The organism is Microbacterium sediminis (genome assembly GCF_004564075.1).
Lineage (GTDB): Bacteria > Actinomycetota > Actinomycetes > Actinomycetales > Microbacteriaceae > Microbacterium > Microbacterium sediminis.
This window is the reverse complement of sequence record NZ_CP038256.1, coordinates 2,424,252-2,444,535: the sequence shown is the minus strand read 5'-3', so window position 1 is coordinate 2,444,535 and position 20,284 is coordinate 2,424,252. Positions and strand designations below refer to the sequence as shown.

The 20,284-nt window shown below is 73.3% G+C and carries 11 protein-coding genes; 9 read left to right on the top strand and 2 right to left on the bottom strand.

Going from position 1 to position 20,284, the window contains the following annotated elements; genetic code table 11:
- The first annotated feature begins 1 nt into the window (after window position 1).
- The 6 genes from E3O41_RS11740 to E3O41_RS14160 all read left to right on the top strand — a co-directional run bounded on the left by E3O41_RS11740 (window position 2) and on the right by E3O41_RS14160 (window position 14,317).
- Entirely contained in the window at window positions 2-6,286 is a 6,285-nt protein-coding gene (locus tag E3O41_RS11740; RefSeq protein WP_135012436.1) for an Ig-like domain-containing protein, read from the top strand.
- A complete protein-coding gene (locus E3O41_RS11735; RefSeq protein WP_067024863.1) occupies window positions 6,283-7,248 on the top strand; it encodes an AAA family ATPase in 966 nt (321 codons plus the stop codon). Before E3O41_RS11740 ends, E3O41_RS11735 begins: the two co-directional genes overlap by 4 nt.
- A 16-nt stretch (window positions 7,249-7,264) precedes the next feature.
- Window positions 7,265-8,671: a DUF58 domain-containing protein gene (locus E3O41_RS11730; RefSeq protein ID WP_135012435.1), complete on the top strand. Its 1,407-nt coding sequence runs from the start codon at window positions 7,265-7,267 to the stop codon at window positions 8,669-8,671.
- Window positions 8,668-11,112 carry a transglutaminase domain-containing protein gene (locus E3O41_RS11725; protein WP_067024858.1) on the top strand — a complete coding sequence of 815 codons (2,445 nt, stop codon included), beginning with the start codon at window positions 8,668-8,670 and terminating at the stop codon, window positions 11,110-11,112. Before E3O41_RS11730 ends, E3O41_RS11725 begins: the two co-directional genes overlap by 4 nt.
- Window positions 11,109-12,536 (top strand): hypothetical protein, encoded by a 1,428-nt coding sequence (locus tag E3O41_RS11720; RefSeq protein WP_067024855.1) that lies wholly within the window; start codon window positions 11,109-11,111, stop codon window positions 12,534-12,536. The genes E3O41_RS11725 and E3O41_RS11720 overlap by 4 nt, the downstream gene beginning before the upstream one ends.
- Before the next feature lie 95 nt (window positions 12,537-12,631).
- Window positions 12,632-14,317: a hypothetical protein gene (locus E3O41_RS14160; RefSeq protein ID WP_067024852.1), complete on the top strand. Its 1,686-nt coding sequence runs from the start codon at window positions 12,632-12,634 to the stop codon at window positions 14,315-14,317.
- 565 nt (window positions 14,318-14,882) lie between these two features.
- Here the strand turns inward: E3O41_RS14160 and E3O41_RS11710 are convergent.
- Both E3O41_RS11710 and E3O41_RS11705 read right to left on the bottom strand, forming a co-directional pair.
- Complete coding sequence (locus E3O41_RS11710) at window positions 14,883-16,250, bottom strand: HNH endonuclease (protein WP_067024849.1); 1,368 nt, start codon at window positions 16,248-16,250, stop codon at window positions 14,883-14,885.
- A gap of 141 nt (window positions 16,251-16,391) precedes the next feature.
- Window positions 16,392-16,763, bottom strand: a complete 372-nt coding sequence (locus E3O41_RS11705; RefSeq protein WP_067024845.1) for an META domain-containing protein — start codon at window positions 16,761-16,763, stop codon at window positions 16,392-16,394.
- 428 nt (window positions 16,764-17,191) lie between these two features.
- On the opposite strand from E3O41_RS11705, the gene rpsL reads away from it, so the two are divergent.
- The 3 genes from rpsL (at window position 17,192) to fusA (ending at window position 20,241) form a co-directional block, all read left to right on the top strand.
- Window positions 17,192-17,560, top strand: a complete 369-nt coding sequence (gene rpsL / locus E3O41_RS11700; RefSeq protein WP_067024840.1) for a 30S ribosomal protein S12 — start codon at window positions 17,192-17,194, stop codon at window positions 17,558-17,560.
- Between the two features lie 5 nt (window positions 17,561-17,565).
- The gene (rpsG, locus tag E3O41_RS11695; RefSeq protein ID WP_067024837.1) at window positions 17,566-18,036 is read left to right on the top strand and encodes a 30S ribosomal protein S7; all 471 of its coding nucleotides are present in this window, start codon (window positions 17,566-17,568) and stop codon (window positions 18,034-18,036) included.
- A gap of 90 nt (window positions 18,037-18,126) precedes the next feature.
- A complete protein-coding gene (gene fusA / locus E3O41_RS11690; protein ID WP_067024834.1) occupies window positions 18,127-20,241 on the top strand; it encodes an elongation factor G in 2,115 nt (704 codons plus the stop codon).
- Window positions 20,242-20,284 lie beyond the last annotated feature (43 nt).

Here is a 20,284-nt window from a genome sequence, read left to right as displayed (position 1 = left end):
GATGCGGCGGGGGCTCTGGGCGGGCATCGCGGGCGGCGTGGTCGTCGCGACCGTGACCGTGCTGGCCGTGGTGTGGCCGGGCCTCGACGCCCAGCGCACCCCCGAGACGGAGCCCGCCGTGTGGGCGCTGCAGACGGGCGAGCGCGTGCGGTACGCGCGGGTGAACACCGCCCTCGGCGAGCTCGACACGGTGCGGACCGTGCTGAACCCGTCGGGCATCGCGCAGTCCGAGAACGGCGCGTACCTCTTCGCCGAGAGCGACTCGCGCGTGCTGCCGATCGACGCGGCGATGCCGATCGACTACACCGAGGAGGCGCAGGCCTCGGCCGAGCGCACCCCGGCCGGCACCGTCGACGTGATCACGGCCGGCGACTTCGTGGCGTACCGCACCGACACCGGCGCCGTCTTCGCGGGCACCCTCGGAACGACCGCGGTGGCGATCGATCCGTTCCGCGAGGACGAGAGCGAGACGCCGGAGCCCACCGAGAGCCCCGACGGGGACGGGGAGCCGGAGGGCCAGCAGGCCGACGACGGCCCCGAGTGGACCGCCGATGCGATCACGATCGACGCCGCGGGGCACCTCTACGGCTACAGCTCGTCGACCTCGTCGGTCGTGCGCTACGACGTGCCGGGCGAGCGCCTGCTCGGCGAGGACGATGCGCCCGAGGGGCTCGGCGGCGAGGCGCTGTCGCTCACGACCGCCGGCGACGACTGGGTGCTCGTCGACGGGGAGTCGGGCGAGGTCTGGCGCCGCGGCGAGTCGGACGCCCTGCGGCCGGGGCTCGACGGCGAGGTCGTCGTGGGCCAGGCGCAGGTGGAGGGCGATGTCGCCTACGTCGCCGACGACGCCGGGCTGATCGCGCTGCCCGTGGGCGGCGAGCCCGAGCGCGTGTTCGAGGCGCCGGGCGGGGCGCCGGTGCGGCCGGTGGTGTTCAACGGCGAGATCTACGGCGCGTGGCTCGACATCGCGGGCGGCACGCTGTGGCGCGCCCGCGCCGACGGCACCGGCGGCGGCACCGAGATCTCGCTCGACTACGGCGGGCTCGAGCTGGCCGAGGAGCGCGACGGCGTGTTCACGTCGTCGGGCTCGCGCATGATCCTCAACGAGACGCGCTCCGGCTGGGTGTGGACGATGCCCGACGGCGCGCTCGTGCCCTCGAGCCAGGACTGGGAGCCGGAGGACGATCTCGAGGAGGAGACCGTCGAGACCCAGGAGCAGGCCGAGGTCGTCACCGATCCGCGCCCGCCGGTCGCCGAGGACGACGCGTTCGGCGTGCGCGCCGGCACGCTCGTGAGCCTGCCGGTCATGCTGAACGACCACGATCCGAACCAGGACGTGCTCACGATCATGGATGGCTCGGTCTCGGGCCTGCCCGAGGAGTTCGGGCGCGTGTCGATCACGGACGGCGGCGGGCGGATCGCGGTGGACGTCGCGCCCGGGGCGACGGGATCGGCCACCTTCCGCTATCAGGTGGTCGACGGCACGCAGGAGGGCGGACGCGCCTCGGAGCCCGCGGAGGTGACGCTCACGGTGGCCGAGGGCAACAGACCGCCGGCGTGGTGCGCGGTCGCCGGCTGCCTGGCCGAGTGGCCGAGCCCCGAGGTGGCGCCCGGCGGCACCATCACCGTGCCGGTGCTGGACGGCTGGGTCGACCCGGAGGGCGACCCGGTGATCCTGCTCGACGTCGAGAACCCCTCGGGCAACGGATCGGTCGCCGCCACGCCCCAGGGTGAGGTGGTCTACCAGCACAGCGACTCATCGGCGGGCACGACGACGGTCGACCTGCGGGTCACCGTCGCCGACACCCACGGCGCGCGGTCCACGGCGTCGCTCGCGGTCACGGTCGATCCGAGCCCGCAGCTGAAGGCCGAGTCGTTCGCGGTGCTCGACTCCGTCGGCACGATCACGGTCGACGTCGAGCCGCACGTCTCCGGCACGGCCGGGCGCCTGTCGGTCGAGTCGGTGCGCGTGCTCGACGACGCCGACGCGACCGCCGCCCCGTCGTCGTTCGGCACGGCCTTCGACTTCACCGCCGACGAGCCCGGCGTGTACCTCGTGCGCTACACCGTCTCCGACGGCCAGAGCACCTCCGAGGCGACCGCCCGCCTGACCCTGCTCGACGCCGACGCGCCCGCGCAGCTGACGAGCGCGCCCATCACGGCGTTCGTGCACCAGGGCGAGGACATCACGCTCGACGTGATGGAGGCCGTGAGCAACCCCACCCGCCGCGTGCTCATGCTCAGCGACCCGCAGGCCACGCCGGCCGAGGGCTCCACGCTGCACGTCGACGCGGTGGGCCAGAGCGCGCTGCGCCTGACCGGCACGACGGCCGACGGCGAGCCCGGCCTGCTGGGGCACGTGCGCTACACCGTGGGCGACGGCACGCGCGACACCGGCGCACAGGTCGCCGGCGAGGTCGCGGTCTTCCTGCTGCCGCCCGCCTCCGACCTGTCGCCCGTGGCGGTCGATGACGCGATCACCGTGCGCGTCGGCTCGCAGGTCGACATCCCGGTGCTCGACAACGACGTGGCCGCGGCGGGCCGATCGCTCATGCTCGATCCGTCGTCGATCGACTCGTCCACCGACGCCGCCCTCGCCTTCGCATCGGGCTCGGTGCTGCGCTACCTCGCGCCGAGCGAGCCGGGCGAGTACCGCGTCGACTACGCCGCGTACGCCGCGGGCGCGCCGTCGCTGGCCGACACGGCCGCCGTGACGATCCGGGTGGTCGGCGATCGCGAGAACCGGGCGCCGACCCCGCCGCGTCTGGAGGGCCGCGTGCTCGCGGGCCAGGCGGTGGAGATCCCGCTGGAGACCTTCGGCGCCGACCCGGACGGCGACACCGTCGACCTCGACCAGATCGTCACCCAGCCCGATGTGGGATCGGCGGCGATCTCGGCCGACGGCGACTCGATCATCTACACCAGCGCGCCGGGCTCGTTCGGCCAGGTGTCGTTCACGTACCAGGTGGTCGACGGGCACGGCGAGACCGGCATCGGCGGCGTGCGCGTGGGCGTGAGCTCCACCGAGGCCGACCCGCGCCCCGTGCTCTACACCGACTACGTGCAGGTGCAGGGCGCGGCCGACGCGTTCGTCAACGTCGAGCCGCTGGCCAACGACATCGATCCGCTCGGCGGCGACCTCGAGCTCACCGACGTCGTGCCGGACGTGCCCGCCACGCTCGAGGACGGCGGCGAGAACCCGCGCTACGTCGAGCTCTCCGAGCGCCTCGACGTCGAGGGCGCCCAGGTGCGGATCGAGCCGGGCGAGGAGCTGGGCACGATCTCGTACCTGTACGACGTGCAGACCTCCAGCGGCAACTCCGCGCGCGGGCGCATCGTCGTGTACGTGGCGCGCGAGGAGGTGCCGGACTACCCGATCGTCGCCGACACGCGCCTCACGGCCGAGACGCGCGAGACCTTCGAGCGCGGCGTCGACGTGATCGACGGATCGGTGTCGTGGAGCGGCGGCGACGTCGACGATCTCCAGCTGTCGCTGTGGGGGCAGCAGGAGGGCGTCGAGGTCAGCGGCGACGAGCTGTCGGGCGAGCTGCCCGCCGAGCCGCGGATCATCCCGTTCCAGGTCTCCGGCGTCGGCGCGAGCGGCGAGGAGGTCGCGAGCTTCGGCTTCCTGCGGGTGCCCGGCGATCGCCCCGTGCTCACCGAGCGGGCGGACGCGCCGCTGATCGAGGTGGAGGAGGAGTCCTCCGTCGAGTACGACCTCGCCGATCGCGTGGTCGTCCCGCGCGGCGAGGTGCTGCAGGTCGGCGCGGAGGCCAAACCCTCGGGCGCGCGCCCCGCCGCGACCTGCACGATCGACGGCACGGTCGCCACGTACACCGCCGGCGCGGGCGCGCCGTGGAGCGACGGCTGCAGCGTGCAGGTGCGCCTGGAGGGCGACGAGGAGTGGACGGTGCTGACCACGCCGATCCGCGTCATCCCCGTCGCGCCGCAGCCCGACCTGCAGGCCGCGTCGGTCACGGTCTCGCCGGGCGAGACGAAGACCTTCGACCTGCAGCAGATGGTCACCTGGCCCGGCGGTCGCGTGGGCGATCCGGTGTCGATGGCGTTCGAGTTCTCGGGATCGGCGGTGCAGGCCTCCGCGAGCGGCGACACCGTCACGGTCACGGCCACCGACAGCGCGCGACCGGGCACCCAGGAGCGCGCGACGGTCTACACGACGAGCCACCAGGACGTCGAGCCGGCCTCGCTGACGTTCACGGTGGGCGACGCCCCGGCCCAGCTGCCGCGCGGCGGCACCGCCTCGCAGCTGTGCCGCACCACCGAGGGCAACTCGTGCGACATCCTCGTGGTGGGCATCGCGGGCGAGACCAACCCGCTGCCCGGCACGCCGCTGCGGCTCGTGTCGGTCCAGGCCTCGCAGGCGTGCCCGGGCGTGACGTTCCAGGCCGCCTCCGACACGCACGTGCGGGCGTCGTGGGGCGCCGACACGCCGGGCGCCACGTGCCGCGCGCGGTTCGAGGTGCGCGACGCGCAGGGCCGCGTCTCGGGCGGCGACGCGATGGGCACCGTGCTGCTCGACCTGCACGGCATCCCCTCGCAGCCGGGCGGCGTGAGCCAGATCGGCTACGACGACGAGCAGGTCATGCTGCGCGTGGACCCGGGCGCCTCGCGCTCGGCCTACCCGTCGCTGCAGGGCTTCCACGTGACGTACGAGGGCCGCGAGGTCGCCACCTGCAGCGCCGACGGCGCCTGCCCGGTGATCAGCGCGCCCAACGGCGAGCCGCGCGTGTACACGGTGACGGCGTTCAACTCCACCGGCCCGTCGCGCGGATCGGTGCAGACCACCGCGTGGGCCTACGACCCGCCGCAGCGACCGGGCGGGGCCTCGTTCACGCCGACCGTCACGAGCGACGGCGCCGGACTGCGCGCCGACATCACGGTGACCGGCATCGCCGCCAACGAGACGGCCAAGCTGCAGCTGCGCAACTCGGCAACGGGCGCGGTGCAGGAGGTCGGCGTCGGCGGCTCGACCGTGACGATCGGCGGCTACCTGGTCGGCTCCAACCAGCCGACCGAGGTGGTCATCACGCCGATCTCGCGCTGGGCGATCCCGCCGGGCCTCGCGGGCGTCGAGTCGGGCGAGTCGATCACGATCGCCCCGCACGGCATTGGGGCGCCGGTCGGAGCAGGGATCACGAACGCGACGTCGAGCAATCAGGGCGGCGGCCAGGCGACCATCCACGTCGACGGCACGGCACGCTCGGGCGGTGCGCGGGCGTCCACGTACTACGGCTTCGCGCTCGGCGGCCAGCAGTGCCGTCCGACGTCGCAGTCGGCCCACGCGGACTTCCCCGGCCTCGCCGACGGCCAGACGTACGACGTGACGATGTGCGTCGCATCGGTGTTCGAGGGGCGCACCTACGGCACGGTCTCGGTGACCCAGACCGGCGTCCGGGCGCTGCAGCCGACGACCCCGCCCCAGGGTTTCACCTTCCGCGTCGGCGGCACGCCGCAGGTCGACGGCGAGTGGTCGTCGTCGGCCACCGCCCGCTGGCCGATCACGGGCTGGGACGACGGCGGCGAGCGCGTGCCCAACAACAACGACGTCGTCGTCAGCGGATACCCGAGCAGCGTCTACAACCGCGACCCCGGCATCCAGGTGCGCTACCAGCACCGCGAGTGGGGCACGACCAGCGAGCCGGCCACGATGACGCCGGCTCCCGGCTCGGCGCCGTATCAGCTCAGCGCGACCGTGTCGATCAACCGCTGCGTCGGCGGGCTCCCGCTCGACATGGCGCTGCGCGACAGCGGCGTGCTGCCCCAGGGCGGCGCGGCCATGAACGTGAACTGGGATCAGGTCCGCTACTTCGCGACGTGGCACGGCATCCCGTTCCAGGTGGGGTCGGGCCAGACGGTGCCCGACGGCGCCACGTCGGTCGAGGCGCGGCTGTCGATCTCGTACCCGGACGCGGCCAACGACGCGTACGGCCTGCGGGGCACGGGCCAGATCCGCCTGCTCGCGCAGTGCTCGCCCGGCGCGGAGGTCGACGCCTGCGTCGGCCGCGGCGGCGAGTGGGACTATGACAACGGCGTGTGCATCGAGCCCGTCGACCCGCGCATCGAGCAGTGCGAGGACCAGGGCGGCACCTGGGACCCGGCGACCGAGACCTGCGTGATGCCGGAGGAGCCCGCCCCGAGCGAGCCGCCCGCCGACGGGGGATCCGCCCTGGCGCCGCCGACCGACGGCGGCACCACGCTGGGCGCCCCCGCCGCCGCACCGAGCCCACCCACGACCCCCACGCACCGAGACGAAGGACAGGCATGACGATCACGCAGGAGCAGGCGACCTGGTTCGCGCAGACCTTCACGCAGCTCGCCGACAACGTCGAGCGCTCGGTGCTCGGCAAGCGCCACGTGGTCGAGCTCGTGCTCACGGCCATGCTCAGCGACGGCCACGTGCTGCTCGAGGACGTACCCGGCACGGGCAAGACGTCGCTCGCGCGGGCGCTGGGCCAGACCGTGAGCGGCACGAACACGCGCATCCAGTTCACCCCCGACCTGCTGCCGGGCGACATCACCGGCATGACGGTGTACGACCAGAAGACCGGCGAGTTCGAGTTCCACCCCGGCCCGGTGTTCGCGAACATCGTGCTCGCCGACGAGATCAACCGCGCCTCGCCCAAGACGCAGTCGGCGCTGCTCGAGGTGATGGAGGAGGCGAAGGTCACCGTCGACGGCGTCACCCGTCCCGTGGGATCGCCGTTCCTCGTGATCGCCACGCAGAACCCGGTGGAGCAGGCGGGCACCTACCGCCTGCCCGAGGCGCAGCTGGACCGCTTCCTCATGAAGACGTCGCTGGGCTACCCCGACCATGCGGCCACCGTGCGGATCATCGGGGGAGCGGCCACCGCCACCGCCGATCTCTCGCCGATCATCGCGCCGAACGCGATGGTGGGCATGGCCGCGCTCGCGCGGACCGTGTACGTCGACCCGCTCGTGCTCGACTACATCGCCCGCGTGGTCGAGGCCACCCGCACGGCCGAGCAGGTGCGTCTGGGCGTGAGCATCCGCGGCGCGCTCGCGCTCACCCGCGCCGTGCGCACGCGCGCCGCGTCGCAGGGCCGCACCTTCGCGATCCCCGACGACGTGAAGGCCCTCGCCGTGCCCGTGCTCTCGCACCGCCTCATCCTGCAGCCCGAGGCCGAGTTCGACGGCGTCACCGCCGACGCGGTGATCGGCCAGGTGCTGCTGAGCGTCGCGCCGCCGGTCGACCAGCCCGCCAACTGATCGCACGGCCCGCTCCATGACCGAGTCCCGCACCCGCGCGCCCTCCTCGACGACCCGACGGTCGGCGACGTGGGGCCGCACGTCCACGCGCACGAGCACGCGCACGGTCGGGCGCACCCGCACGGTGGGCGGGACGACGCGACGCGGCTCGAACGCGATCGTCACGGCGGTGTCGTGGTCGGCCGTCGAGATGCGTCGCGCCGGCGAGGTGCTGCGGCGGGCGTGGCAGTGGGGCCTCGAGACGATCACTCCGGCCGGATGGCTCGTGCTCGTCGCGGCCGTCGCCGGCACGCTCGTCGGCTGGACGCTCGGCTGGGTCGAATGGCTCGTCGCGGGGCTGGCGGGCGTCGCGCTCATCGCCGTCACGGTGCCGTTCCTGTTCGGCGCCCGCGCCCACGACGTCACGCTCCGGGTGGATCGGGATCGCGTGGTGGCGGGCGGATCGGCGACAGCGGAGGTCGTCATCCGCAACGACGGCGCCCGCGCGAGCCTGCCGGGGCGCATCGAGCTGCCGGTCGGCGAGGGGCTGATCGAGGTCGAGGTGCCGTTCCTGCGCGCCGGCCACGAGGCCACGCGCAGCCTCGAGATCCCCACGCCCCGGCGCGGCATCATCCAGGTGGGGCCGCCCGTGGAGGTGCGCTCCGACCCCGTCGGCCTGTTCCGCCGCGAGCGCGCGTGGGAGGACCGCCACCAGCTGTACGTGCACCCGCGCGTCGAGACCGTGCCGACCACGAGCGCCGGCCTCATCCGCGACCTCGAGGGGCAGCCGTCGCGGCGGATCGTCGACTCGGACATCTCGTTCCACGCGATCCGCGAGTACGTCCCCGGCGACAGCCGCCGGCACGTCCACTGGAAGTCCACCGCCAAGACCGGCCGCCTCATGGTGCGCCAGTACGAGGAGACCCTGCGCTCCCGCACCGCGGTGATCCTCAGCGTCGACCCCGGCGACTACCTCGACGAGGAGGAGTTCGAGCTCGCCGTGAGCGCCGCCGCGTCGCTCGGCGTGCGCGTGCTGCACGACGGGCGCGACCTCGAGATCGTCACGGGCGTGGAGCTGCCGCCGGTGGTGCCGCGCGGCATGCAGCTGGTCGAGCGCATCCCGTCGCCCTCGCCGCGGACGATGCTCGACGGGTTCTCGGGCGTCGACCCGCGCCCGCGCGCGACGCCGATCGAGCAGATCGGCGACATCGTGGCCGAGGACGACGAGACCGTCTCGCTGGCCTTCCTGATCGTCGGATCGGTCATGCCGCTGCGCCGCATCCAGCGGGCCGCGCTCGCCTTCCCGGGCGACACGGCCGTCGTCGCGATCCTCTGCGACGAGCACGCCCGCCCGCGGGTGCAGGCCGTGACGGGCCTGACGACCGTGACGATCGCGGCGATCCAGGACCTCGCGGGCCTGCTGATCCGGGGAGCGCAGTCGTGAGCGCCGCGGCACAGGCCCCCGCCTCGTGGGGCGGCGGCGCCGGGTCGGTCGCGGCGCGCCTGCGCGAGCTCACGGGCACCCCCACCCTCATCGCCCTGGGCTACGTCGCCGCCATGACGGTCGTCGCCGGGTTCGCGGCGTGGCCCATCTACCGCGACGGTCGCTTCGTCGTGATCGTCGCCGTCGGATTCGCGGTGGCGCTCGGCCTCGCCGTCGCCGCGCGGGTGTGGCGGTGGGCGGGATGGCTCACGGCCCTGGGCGCGGTCGCCGCGGTGTTGGTGCTCGGCGTCGCGTTCGCGGTGCCCGGGCGCTGGTCGTCGGGCGCGCCGTTCCCCGGCGTGTTCGTCGACGTCGCCACCGGCGCGGTCACGGGCTGGAAGGACCTCCTCACCGTCGAGCTGCCGGTCGCGTCGTACCGCAACCTGCTCATGCCCGCCGTGATCGTGTTCGTGGCCGGTCCGCTCCTCGCCGCGATGGCCGCGCTCGCCGGGCGGGCGGGGCTCGCCGTCGGCGTCGCGATCGCCGTCGCGAGCTTCGGCCTGCTGTTCGGACACACCGTGGCGAGCGAGCCCTGGTACCTGGGTGGGCTGACGATCCCCGCGCCCCGCGAGCTCGCGGTGGGGACGATCGTGCTGCTGCTGTCGATCGCCTGGCTGGTGTGGCGCACCCGCTCCGCGCGGCGCCGGGCGCTGGCCCAGGCCTCGGCCCGCACCGGCGTGCGGCTGCGGCGCCGCTCGCCCTGGAGCGCCGTCGCGCGCGGATCGGTCACGGTGGGCCTCGTGGCGGCCGCCGTCATCGCCGCAGGCGCCGCGGCCCCGGCCCTCGTCGACGGTCGCGACCGCCTGGTGCCGCGCTCGGTGACCGGCCCGGACCTCGCGCTGCGCGAGGCCGTGAGCCCGCTGTCGGAGTACCGCGCCACGTTCGCCGATGAGGCCTATCAGCGCGAGCTGTTCCGCGTCACGGGCGCCGCGCAGCCGGAGCGCATCCGCATCGCGGCCCTCACCGCGTACGACGGCGAGACCTATCGCGCGCTCGAGGTGGGCTCCGACCGGGCCGACGACCTGTTCGTGCGCGTCCCCGCGTGGAGCGGCGCGGGCGACGCCGGCGGCGGCGCGACGATCCAGATCGGCGAGCTCGGCGGCATCTGGCTGCCCACGTTCGGCGAGGTCGCGCGCATCCAGTTCGACGGCAGCCGCGCCGCGTCGCTCGCCGACGGCCTGTACTACAGCGACGTCGCCGACGGCGCGGTCGAGACCGCCGGCCTCGAGCCCGGCACGTCGTACACCGTGGTCGCCGACGAGGTGTGGGCACCGCTCGCCCAGCTGACCTCGCCGCGCGAGCCGGCCACGGTGCCGATCCCCGACTCGGTGATCCAGTGGGTCGAGACCAACGGCATCACCCCCGACGGCGCGGGCCTGGAGAACGCGATCAAGCTGCTGCGCGAGCGCGGTTACCTCAGCCACGCGCTGCGGCTGGACGACGAGGGCGAGCAGCCCCTGTGGGTGCAGGACCTCGGCGACGAGTACACCTTCCGCCCGAGCCAGTCCGGCCACTCGCTCGCCCGGATCGACGAGCTGTTCCGCGACCTGCTCGACTCCGAGGCCTCGCTGGCCACGTCGACGGCCGCGGCCGCGGGCGACGACGAGCAGTTCGCCGTGGCGGCCTCGCTCGTGGCCCAGCAGCTCGGCTTCCCCACGCGCGTCGTCGTGGGCACGCGGCTGCAGGCCGAGCCCGGGCTGCCGGTGTGCGAGGGCGGCGTGTGCCTGGGATCGGACCTCAGCGTGTGGCTGGAGGTGCAGGGCGCCTCCGGCCAGTGGGCGGCGGTCGACACCACGCCGCAGTGGGAGGAGCAGCTCGACACCGACGAGCAGAAGCTGCAGGACCCGAAGGTGCCGACGATCGTCCGCCCCGACGACGCGAGCGAGGTGCAGCCGCCCGACCCGATCCAGCAGAAGACGCAGCAGACCGACGACCGCGAGGACGATCCGGTGGCCGAGCTGGCCTGGGTCGTCGTGCGCGGCATCGGGATCGGCCTGCTCGCCGCGCTGCTCGTGCTGGGGCCGTTCCTCGTGGTCCTCATCGCGAAGGCCCTGCGCCGCTCGGCCCGCAGCGGCGCCGAGGAGCCGGTGCAGCGGATCGAGGGCGGCTGGAGCGAGTACGTCGACACGGCGATCGACCACGGGTTCGCCGCGCCCGGCGCCCGCACGCGCTCGGAGCTCGCGCGGCTCTACGCCACGCCGAACGCGCCCGAGCTGGCGGCGGTGGCCGACCGCGCGGTGTTCGCGCGCAGCGAGGTGGATCACGACGAGGCCGATCGCTTCTGGGAGGTCGTGCGCGAGGAGCGCAAGGCGCTCGGCGCGGAGCGGTCGTGGTGGGCGCGGCTGCGGGCCGCGGTCTCGCTGCGCTCATTCGTGGACGGCACGCGGGGAGGGGCATCGTGACCGAACGCGACGACGACCGCGGCGAGCTCGACGACGTCACCCGCATCGTCGCCCGCGCCAACGAGTCCCTCGACGAGGTGCTCCGCATCACGGGCGGCGCGCAGCCCGAGCCGCCGGCCGAGGCGGATGCGCCGGACGAGCAGACGCGGATCGTCGAGCGTTCCGGTTCGGCCGAGTCGCCGGACGAGGAGACCCGGATCGTCGAGCGGCCCGGCCCGTCGCCGGCGGAGCCGCTGGACGAGGCGACGCGGATCGTCGACCGCGCCCCCGCGCCGGCCGAGTCGGTGGCCGAGGGCGCCCAGCCGGCCAGCGATGCAGCGCTGACCTCGTCGCTCGGTGGCTCACCGGCGTCGGCTGCGCGTCCCGGCGCTGCGCCGGAGGAGTCGCTCGACGAGGCAACCCGCATCGTCGACCGTGCCCCGGAGCCGACCGGCGACGCAAGCACCGGGTACGACGCCGGACCGGCAAGCGCGTGGGACGAGGCGACGCGGATCGTCGACCGCGCCCCCGCGCCGGCCGAGTCGGTGGCCGAGGGCGCCCAGCCGGCCAGCGATGCAACGCTGACTCCGTCGCTCGGTGGCTCACCGGCGCCGGCCGCGCGCCCCGGTGCTGCGCCGGAGGAGTCGCTCGACGAGGCAACCCGCATCGTCGACCGCGCCCCCGCGCCGGCCGACCGGGCCGATCCTGTCTCCCGAGCGACCGGCAAAGAGACCGCGGCGCCGTCGACTGGCGACGCGAACCCCGGGCACTCGGCGGCCACCGCCCCGGTTGACCGCGCCGACACGCGCATCGAGCCGGACGAGTCCACGCGGCTCGTGACCCGGCCCGCCACGCGCGCGGAGCGCCGGGCCGAGGACCTGCGCCGGGCGAACGAGCTCGAGGACTCGACCCGCATCGTCTCCCGGCCCCAGAGCGCCGAGGAGCGCGCGGCGCGCGACCTGGCGGCGCGCCTCGCCGCCCGTGCCGAGAACCCGCACAACGACGGTCCCGTCGACGACGCGACCCAGCTGGCGATCCACCCGCCCGAGCCGATCGTCGACCCGGACCCGCCGGCCCGCGCGATCCTGCCGACCAAGACCCGCGTGATCTCGAACACGCAGACCGCGACGTTCGAGCAGACCGGCGACGAGCGGTGGCCCACGGGCGGCGCACCGCGGATCGCCCCGCTGCCGTCGCCGGCGGGCGAGGGTGAGAGTGACGGCTCGAGCACGCCGCGGCCGCGGCTGATCGACGGCCTGCCCGCCCGACTACAGGCGCCCCGCTGGGAGCGCGAGACCGAGCTGCGCGTGGTCGACACCGCGCAGCTGCACCGCGAGGCGCGGGCGCAGCGGCGCCGCCAGGCCGCGACGGTCGTCACGGTGATCGCGGTGGTGGTGGTCGGCTCGGCGGCCGGCCTGGCCGCGCTTCTGCTCACCTCGTTCTGAGGCGCGGAAACACTCGGCTACCGCCGCGTCATCCGCATCCCGTAGGCTGACCGGGCCGATGGGGCTGATGTGACGGGTGTGAACAGAGGGACAGGATGACGCTTCGCCGATCGACCGCGACCGCCGTGGCGGCGCTCAGCACGCTGCTTCTCGCGACCGTGGCCGCGCCCGCCGTCGCCCTCGAGCCCGCGCCGGAGCCCACGACCGCGCCCGAGTCCGCGGTCGCGCCTGACCAGACATCGGCCGCGATCCCCGAGCCCACCGCAACCCCCGAGCCCACGGCATCGCCCGAACCCACGGCAGCCCCCGAGCCCACGGCGTCGCCCGAGCCCACGGCGGAACCCACCCCGGCACCGACCGCCGAGCCGCAGCCCACCGAGGCTCCGGCCGCGCCGGCCGATCTCGACGCGCTCGCGCAGCAGCTGCTGACCATGGACCCCGCCGTGCATGCGGTGGTGCCGCAGGAGTCCGGCGCGCTCGCGCTCTACGTGACGGCGGCCGACCTCGCCGACGCCACGGTCGCCTTCGCGGAGCGCTTCGCCGAGCGCGTCGTCGTCGAGGACATCGGCGCGCCCTTCACGACCCAGGCGACGGACGACGTCGTCGGCGGCGCCGGCTACCAGTTCCGGCTCGACGCGACCACGACGGTCGCCTGCTCGATCGGCTTCACGGCCTGGACGCCCGACGGCGGCGACGCCGTGCTCACGGCCGGTCACTGCGCCGAGGGGCGCAGCGACCTCGAGGCCGAGCTCACGCTCCCGTCGATGGACCCGCCCGCCGGCGGTGCGGGCGGCATCGCCTGGACGCCGCTGGGCACGCTCGGCTTCGCCCAGTTCGGCCAGCCCGGCAACCCGGCCGGCGCGACGACGCTCGACAGCGTCGACATCGCGGCGATCGATGTCGCCGACGACTCGCCGCTCACCCTGCTCCCGGCGGTGACCGACTGGAGCACCGCGAGCTCCGATGACCTCGCCGCCTCGAGCACGCCCATCGCGCGCATCGGCGCGGCCGAGCCGGGCATGCCGGTCTCGGCGAGCGGCCGCACGTCGGGCCTCGTCTCGGGCGCCGTCGTGGGCGGGCTCGGCTGGGCCACGATCAACGGCCCGCAGGGCGCGACGGTCGTGCACGGGTTCTCGACGAACTTCGCCACGCTCAACGGCGACTCGGGCGGCGCGGTCTTCTCGGGCGACGCGGCGCTGGGCGTCGTGAGCGGCAGCAACGGCACGCTCACCTGGGTGGCCGACATCGGCAACGCGCTGGCCCAGACCGGCGGCTACAGCCTGCGCCTCGACCTGGCCGAGCCGCGCGTCACCGGCCCGGCCGACCTGTCGGTGCTGGGCACCGGATCGACGATCACGGGCACGGCCCACCCGTCGACCACGCTCACGGTGGCCTACGGCGAGCAGTCGCAGCAGGTGCCCGTCGATGCGGCCGGAGCGTGGAGCTGGACCGTCCCGGCCGAGGCGGGGGAGTACACCCTGCGCCTGTCGGTGCGCGATGCGGGCTTCAACGTGTCCGACACGGTCGAGGTGCCGATCACTGTCTGGCCGGTCGCCGCGCAGCAGCCCGCCGTCGACGAGCAGCCGGCCAAGGTGCCGGCGGAGCCCGCCGCCGTCGAGGCCGCCCCGGCCGCCGCGGCACCGACCTGCACGGCGGGCGTCGACTGCCTGGCCGAGAGCGGCGTCGACCCGACGGCGACCCTCGCCGCCGCATCGGCGCTGTTCGCCCTCGCGATCCCCTTCCTCGCAATCAGCCGCCGCCGCGCCCGCGCCACCGCCTGACCCGGCCGCCGCGGCGCGCTGAGCCCGGCCCCGCCGCAGCCACCCGGCCCCGCCGCAGCCACCCGGCCATACCGCGGCCCGACCCCGCGCGCCGCGCGACCGTGTGACCGCGCGCCGCCGCCGCCAAGCGCGCCCCGCCACCGCTTGACCCCCGCGACGGCGAGCGCCGCGCCACCGCTTGCCCCGGCCGGCGCAGCGCGAACGCGCATGCCGCGCCAACCCGATCGCGCCGACCCGCCGCGGATCGCGCCAACCCGCCCGCGGCGAGCGCCCGGGGTCGCGCCCCAATCCGCTCACGTGGTGACCGACTGGGGGCGCGCGCCCAGTGCCCGCTCACGGCACGCCCTGCCGAGGCCGCCCGCCCAAACCCGCTCGCGCCGACCGGCCGCGCATCGCGAGCACAAACCCGCTCGCGCCGACCGGCCGCGCATCGCGAGCACAAACCCGCTCGCGCCGACCGGCTGGGTCGCGTGCCCAGATCCGCTCACGCGGCGGCCCACCGCGGGTCGCGCGCCCAAACCCGCTCACGTGGCACCCCCCCCCGCATCGCCCGACCCAACCCGGCTTACGCCGCGACCCGCACCCGCTCCCTCGCGGCCGCGCGCGGCACGCGGGCGGGATCGAGCCAGGGCGGTGGGATGAACCTGACGTGCTGCCCGTGCACCTCGATCTCCCACCCGTCGTCGTGGATGCGGTGATGGCAGGCGGTGCACAGCAGCACCCCGTTGTCGAGATTGGTCGGGCCGCCGCGCGACCACCAGCGGATGTGGTGGACCACGGTATGCCCCGGCGGTGCCCCGCAGAAGGCGCAGCCGCCGTCGCGTTCGGCCAGGGCGAGCTTCTGGCTCTTCGTGAACAGCCGCTCCCGCCGCCCGAGATCGAGCACCTGCCCGTCGCGGGCCAGGAGCATCGGGATCACCTCGGCGTCGGAGGCCATCCGGCGGATGGCGGAGGCCGGCACGGGCTGGTCGACCCCGTCGATCCGGATCAGCGCCTCGCCGCGGGCGCTGCGCCCGACGACCTCGCCGCCGGCGCGGCCGGTGGCGGCCAGCAGCGAGGGCAGATCCATCCGCACGACCACGGTCGTCGTGGCGCCGGTCGGCACCCGATCGCACCCGAGCGCGTGCGCGGCGAGGGCGGCGAGCGCGTCGGCCTGGATCTGTGGCACGGTGCGCGGATCCTTCCGCGCCTCGTCCTCCTCGCGCTCGTTCGAGCGGATCACGCGCGTGACCTCGGCGTCGAGGACGGCGAGAATCGGCGCGGCCGTCTCGGCGTCGAGCCGCGCGCGGAGCACGGTCATCCCCTCGGCGTCCTGGCTGGTGCGCAGCTCCCGGGCCGCCCGGGCGACGTCGTGGCGGGTCTCCGCGCCGCCCGGATCGAGCGCCGCCTCGGCCTCGATCAGCAGGCGCCGGGCCTCGTCGGGCGTCGCGCCCGACAGGCGCTCGGCCAGGACACGCTCCATCTGCAGGCACCGTTCCTGCCCGGCCCGCGGCGTCATGCGATCCAGCAGCGACACGATCGCCGCCGCGGCCGAGGTGCCCAGCCGACCGGCGCTGACCGCCTCGGCGACGTGCGGATGGCGGGCCGGCATCGCCTCGCCGGCGAGGCTCGCGCGCGGGGCGATCGCGTCGCCCACCTGCACGAGCCGGACCGCATCGCCGGCCGACGACCCGGTGACCGTTGCGATCATCGCCACGGGGGAGCGGAAGCCCTGCCGGCGAGCGAGCGCGTCGCGGCCGAGCTCACGGCGCGACTGGCGCGACACCTCGCTCGCCACCACCGCCGTGGCGGCATCGACCTCGCGCCGAACGCGACCGAGCACCTGCAGCAGCCCCGTGAGCTCCGCGGGCGCCAGGCCCGGGGCATCGAGCGAGGCGCGCGCGTCGCGGACCAGGCGCTCGGCCTGATCGAGGAGCTGCGCGGTGGTGGTCATGCCCCCATTCTGGCGCGGACCACCGACATTCTTCGAACATTTGTTCGACCTGTGGATAACCCGCCGGGCCTGGCAAGCACCGAACCGGCGAACCCGCCGAACCCGCCGAACAACGGACCCTCGGACACCCGAAAACCGCGGTCACTCCCGCGTCAGCTGCCCCAGCTCCGTCCCGGCGTCGTCGTAGGCGATCAACGTGTCGCCGGCCACCTCGATCGTCGCGGTCTTCTTGAGCCAGTCGTCCACGCCCTCGCAGAACATCTGCGTGGTGAAGCCGGGCTCCAGCTCCAGCGCTGCGTCGCCGACGGTGTACTCGCCGCCGAAGCCGTTGCAGCCGTCGTTGCCGCCGAACGTGCCGTCGTCGCGGATCTCGAGATAGGCGCCTTCCACGGGGCTCTGCCACGTGCCGTAGGCGTCGTCGGGGAGCTCGACCGGGGCCGTCGGCGCGGTCGCGCACCCGGCGAGGGTCGCGAGACCGAGGATCGTGAGCGCACCGGCGAGGATCTTCCGCATGTGTCCATCGTCCCATCGCGATCCGCACACCGCGCCCCCGGGCCGGCATCCGCTCGAAGCGCCACCTGGGCCGGCGATCCGCACAACGCGCCCCCAGACCGGCACCCGGCACGAAGCATCACCCGGCACGAAGCACCACCCCGCATGAAGCGCGCCCCGGACCACCACCCCGCCCGAGCCCCCACCCCAAACACCCCCGTTTGCCCTTACCACGTCATCCCGCGTAACATGGTCTCGTGCGTGTTTCTGCACGCCCTCGTGTCGTGCCTCGGTAACGGCGAGACGGGCGGAGTCAGCACTCTAGGGACCCGGGCTGCGAACAGTCCACCCCCACGGCATACCCACCACCACATCATCCGGGCGACCGGAGGTGGGTCTGCGTGAAACCTCACGCGCTGTCACCGTGCAGCACTGAAACAGGAGAGAACGTGCCAACCATTCAGCAGTTGGTTCGCAAGGGCCGCAAGCCGAAGGTCACCAAGACCAAGGCTCCCGCGCTCAAGGCGAACCCGCAGCAGGCGGGTGTCTGCACCCGCGTCTACACGACCACGCCCAAGAAGCCGAACTCGGCCATGCGCAAGGTCGCCCGTGTGAAGCTCCGCAACGGCACCGAGGTCACCGCCTACATCCCGGGCGAGGGCCACAACCTGCAGGAGCACTCGCTCGTGCTGGTCCGCGGTGGTCGTGTGAAGGACCTCCCCGGTGTCCGCTACAAGATCGTCCGCGGTGCCCTGGACACCCAGGCCGTCAAGAACCGTCAGCAGGCGCGCAGCCGCTACGGCGCGAAGAAGGGCTGAGACCAATGCCTCGTAAGGGACCCGCTCCGAAGCGCCCCGTCGTCAACGACCCGGTTTACGGCGCTCCGATCGTCACCCAGCTGGTGAACAAGATCCTCGTCGACGGCAAGAAGTCGATCGCCGAGGCCATCGTCTACAACGCCCTCCGCGGCGTCGAGGCGAAGAACGGCCAGGACGCCGTCGCCACGCTGAAGAAGGCGCTCGACAACGTCCGCCCGACCCTCGAGGTCCGCAGCCGCCGCGTCGGTGGCTCGACCTACCAGGTGCCGGTCGAGGTCAAGCCGCACCGCGCGAACACCCTCGCGCTGCGCTGGCTCGTGAGCTACGCGAAGGGCCGTCGTGAGAAGACGATGACCGAGCGCCTCATGAACGAGATCCTCGACGCCTCGAACGGCCTCGGCGCCGCTGTGAAGCGTCGTGAGGACACGCACAAGATGGCCGAGTCGAACAAGGCCTTCGCGCACTACCGCTGGTAACCAGCCATTCATGCCGGTTCCGGATGATCGGAACCACGGTCATCCGGGACCGGCTCTCAGATTCACCTGCGACAACGTAAGGAAACGCCCGTGGCACAGGAAGTGCTCACCGACCTCAAGAAGGTCCGCAACATCGGCATCATGGCGCACATCGATGCCGGCAAGACGACGACGACCGAGCGCATCCTGTTCTACACGGGCGTCAACCACAAGATCGGCGAGACCCACGACGGTGGCGCGACGACCGACTGGATGGAGCAGGAGCAGGAGCGTGGCATCACGATCACGTCCGCTGCTGTGACGTGCTTCTGGGACAAGAACCAGATCAACATCATCGACACCCCCGGCCACGTGGACTTCACGGTCGAGGTCGAGCGCTCGCTTCGCGTGCTCGACGGCGCCGTCGCCGTCTTCGACGGCAAGGAGGGTGTGGAGCCGCAGTCCGAGACGGTGTGGCGCCAGGCCGACAAGTACAACGTGCCCCGCATCTGCTTCGTCAACAAGATGGACAAGCTGGGCGCCGACTTCTACTTCACGGTCGACACGATCATCAACCGCCTGAAGGCGACCCCGCTGGTCATCCAGCTGCCGATCGGCTCGGAGAACGACTTCGTCGGCGTGATCGACCTGGTCGAGATGAACGCCAAGGTGTGGCCCGGCGACGCCAAGGGCGACGTGACCATGGGCGCCAAGTACGACGTCACCGAGATCCCCGCCGAGCTCGCCGACAAGGCCGCCGAGTACCGCGCGAAGCTGCTCGAGGCCGTCGCCGAGACCGACGACGAGCTGCTCGAGAAGTACTTCGGCGGTGAGGAGCTCACGATCGCCGAGATCAAGGGCGCCATCCGCAAGCTCACGATCGCCGGCGAGGCCTACCCGGTCCTCTGTGGCTCGGCCTTCAAGAACCGCGGCGTGCAGCCCATGCTCGACGCGGTCGTCGACTACCTCCCGTCGCCCCTCGACGTGCCCGCCATCGAGGCGCACGACCCGAAGGACGAGGAGAAGGTCATCGAGCGTCACGCCGACGCGAACGAGCCCTTCGCGGCCCTCGCGTTCAAGGTCGTCTCGCACCCGTTCTTCGGTCGTCTGACCTACATCCGCGTGTACTCGGGTCACCTCGAGTCGGGCGCGCAGGTCGTCAACTCGACCAAGGGCAAGAAGGAGCGCATCGGGAAGATCTTCCAGATGCACGCCAACAAGGAGAACCCGGTCGAGGGCGTCACCGCCGGCCACATCTACGCGGTGATCGGCCTCAAGGACACCACCACGGGTGACACCCTCTGCGATTCCGACAACCAGGTCGTCCTCGAGTCGATGACGTTCCCGGAGCCGGTGATCGAGGTCGCCATCGAGCCCAAGACCAAGGCCGACCAGGAGAAGCTGGGTCTCGCGATCCAGAAGCTCGCGGAAGAGGACCCGACGTTCCGCGTCGAGAACAACGCCGAGACCGGTCAGACCACCGTCAAGGGCATGGGCGAGCTGCACCTCGACATCCTCGTGGACCGCATGCGCCGCGAGTTCAAGGTCGAGGCCAACGTGGGCAAGCCCCAGGTCGCGTACCGCGAGACGATCCGCAAGACCGTCGAGCGTCACGACTACACCCACAAGAAGCAGACCGGTGGTTCGGGTCAGTTCGCGAAGATCCAGTTCAAGCTGGAGCCGCTCGAGGTGACCGCCGACAAGACCTACGAGTTCGTCAACGAGGTCACCGGTGGCCGCATCCCGCGCGAGTACATCGAGCCGACCAACCAGGGCTTCCAGGACGCCATGAACGTCGGCGTGCTCGCCGGCTACCCCATGGTGGGCGTGAAGGCGACCCTCATGGACGGTGCCTCGCACGACGTCGACTCGTCGGAGATGGCGTTCAAGATCGCCGGTTCGATGGGCTTCAAGGAGGCCGTCCGCAAGGCGAACCCCGTCCTCCTCGAGCCGCTCATGGCCGTCGAGGTCCGTACTCCCGAGGAGTACATGGGCGATGTCATCGGCGACCTGAACTCGCGTCGCGGTCAGGTGCAGTCGATGGAGGACGCTCAGGGCGTGAAGGTCGTCAAGGCCCTCGTCCCGCTCTCGAGCATGTTCGGCTACATCGGCGACCTGCGCTCGAAGACCTCGGGCCGCGCCGTGTACTCGATGGAGTTCGACAGCTACGCCGAGGTTCCCAAGGCGGTTGCCGACGAGATCATCCAGAAGGGCAAGGGCGAGTAATCACCCTGGCCTGAATGGCTTGGCCGGGTCGCTGACTGCAGCG

Coding starts and splice junctions, on each gene's coding strand:
- E3O41_RS11740 (WP_135012436.1), top strand. CDS start 2: ATGCGGCGGGGGCTCTGGGCGGGCATCGCGGGCGGCGTGGTCGTCGCG.
- E3O41_RS11735 (WP_067024863.1), top strand. CDS start 6,283: ATGACGATCACGCAGGAGCAGGCGACCTGGTTCGCGCAGACCTTCACG.
- E3O41_RS11730 (WP_135012435.1), top strand. CDS start 7,265: ATGACCGAGTCCCGCACCCGCGCGCCCTCCTCGACGACCCGACGGTCG.
- E3O41_RS14160 (WP_067024852.1), top strand. CDS start 12,632: ATGACGCTTCGCCGATCGACCGCGACCGCCGTGGCGGCGCTCAGCACG.
- E3O41_RS11710 (WP_067024849.1), bottom strand. CDS start 16,250: ATGACCACCACCGCGCAGCTCCTCGATCAGGCCGAGCGCCTGGTCCGC.
- E3O41_RS11705 (WP_067024845.1), bottom strand. CDS start 16,763: ATGCGGAAGATCCTCGCCGGTGCGCTCACGATCCTCGGTCTCGCGACC.
- rpsG (WP_067024837.1), top strand. CDS start 17,566: ATGCCTCGTAAGGGACCCGCTCCGAAGCGCCCCGTCGTCAACGACCCG.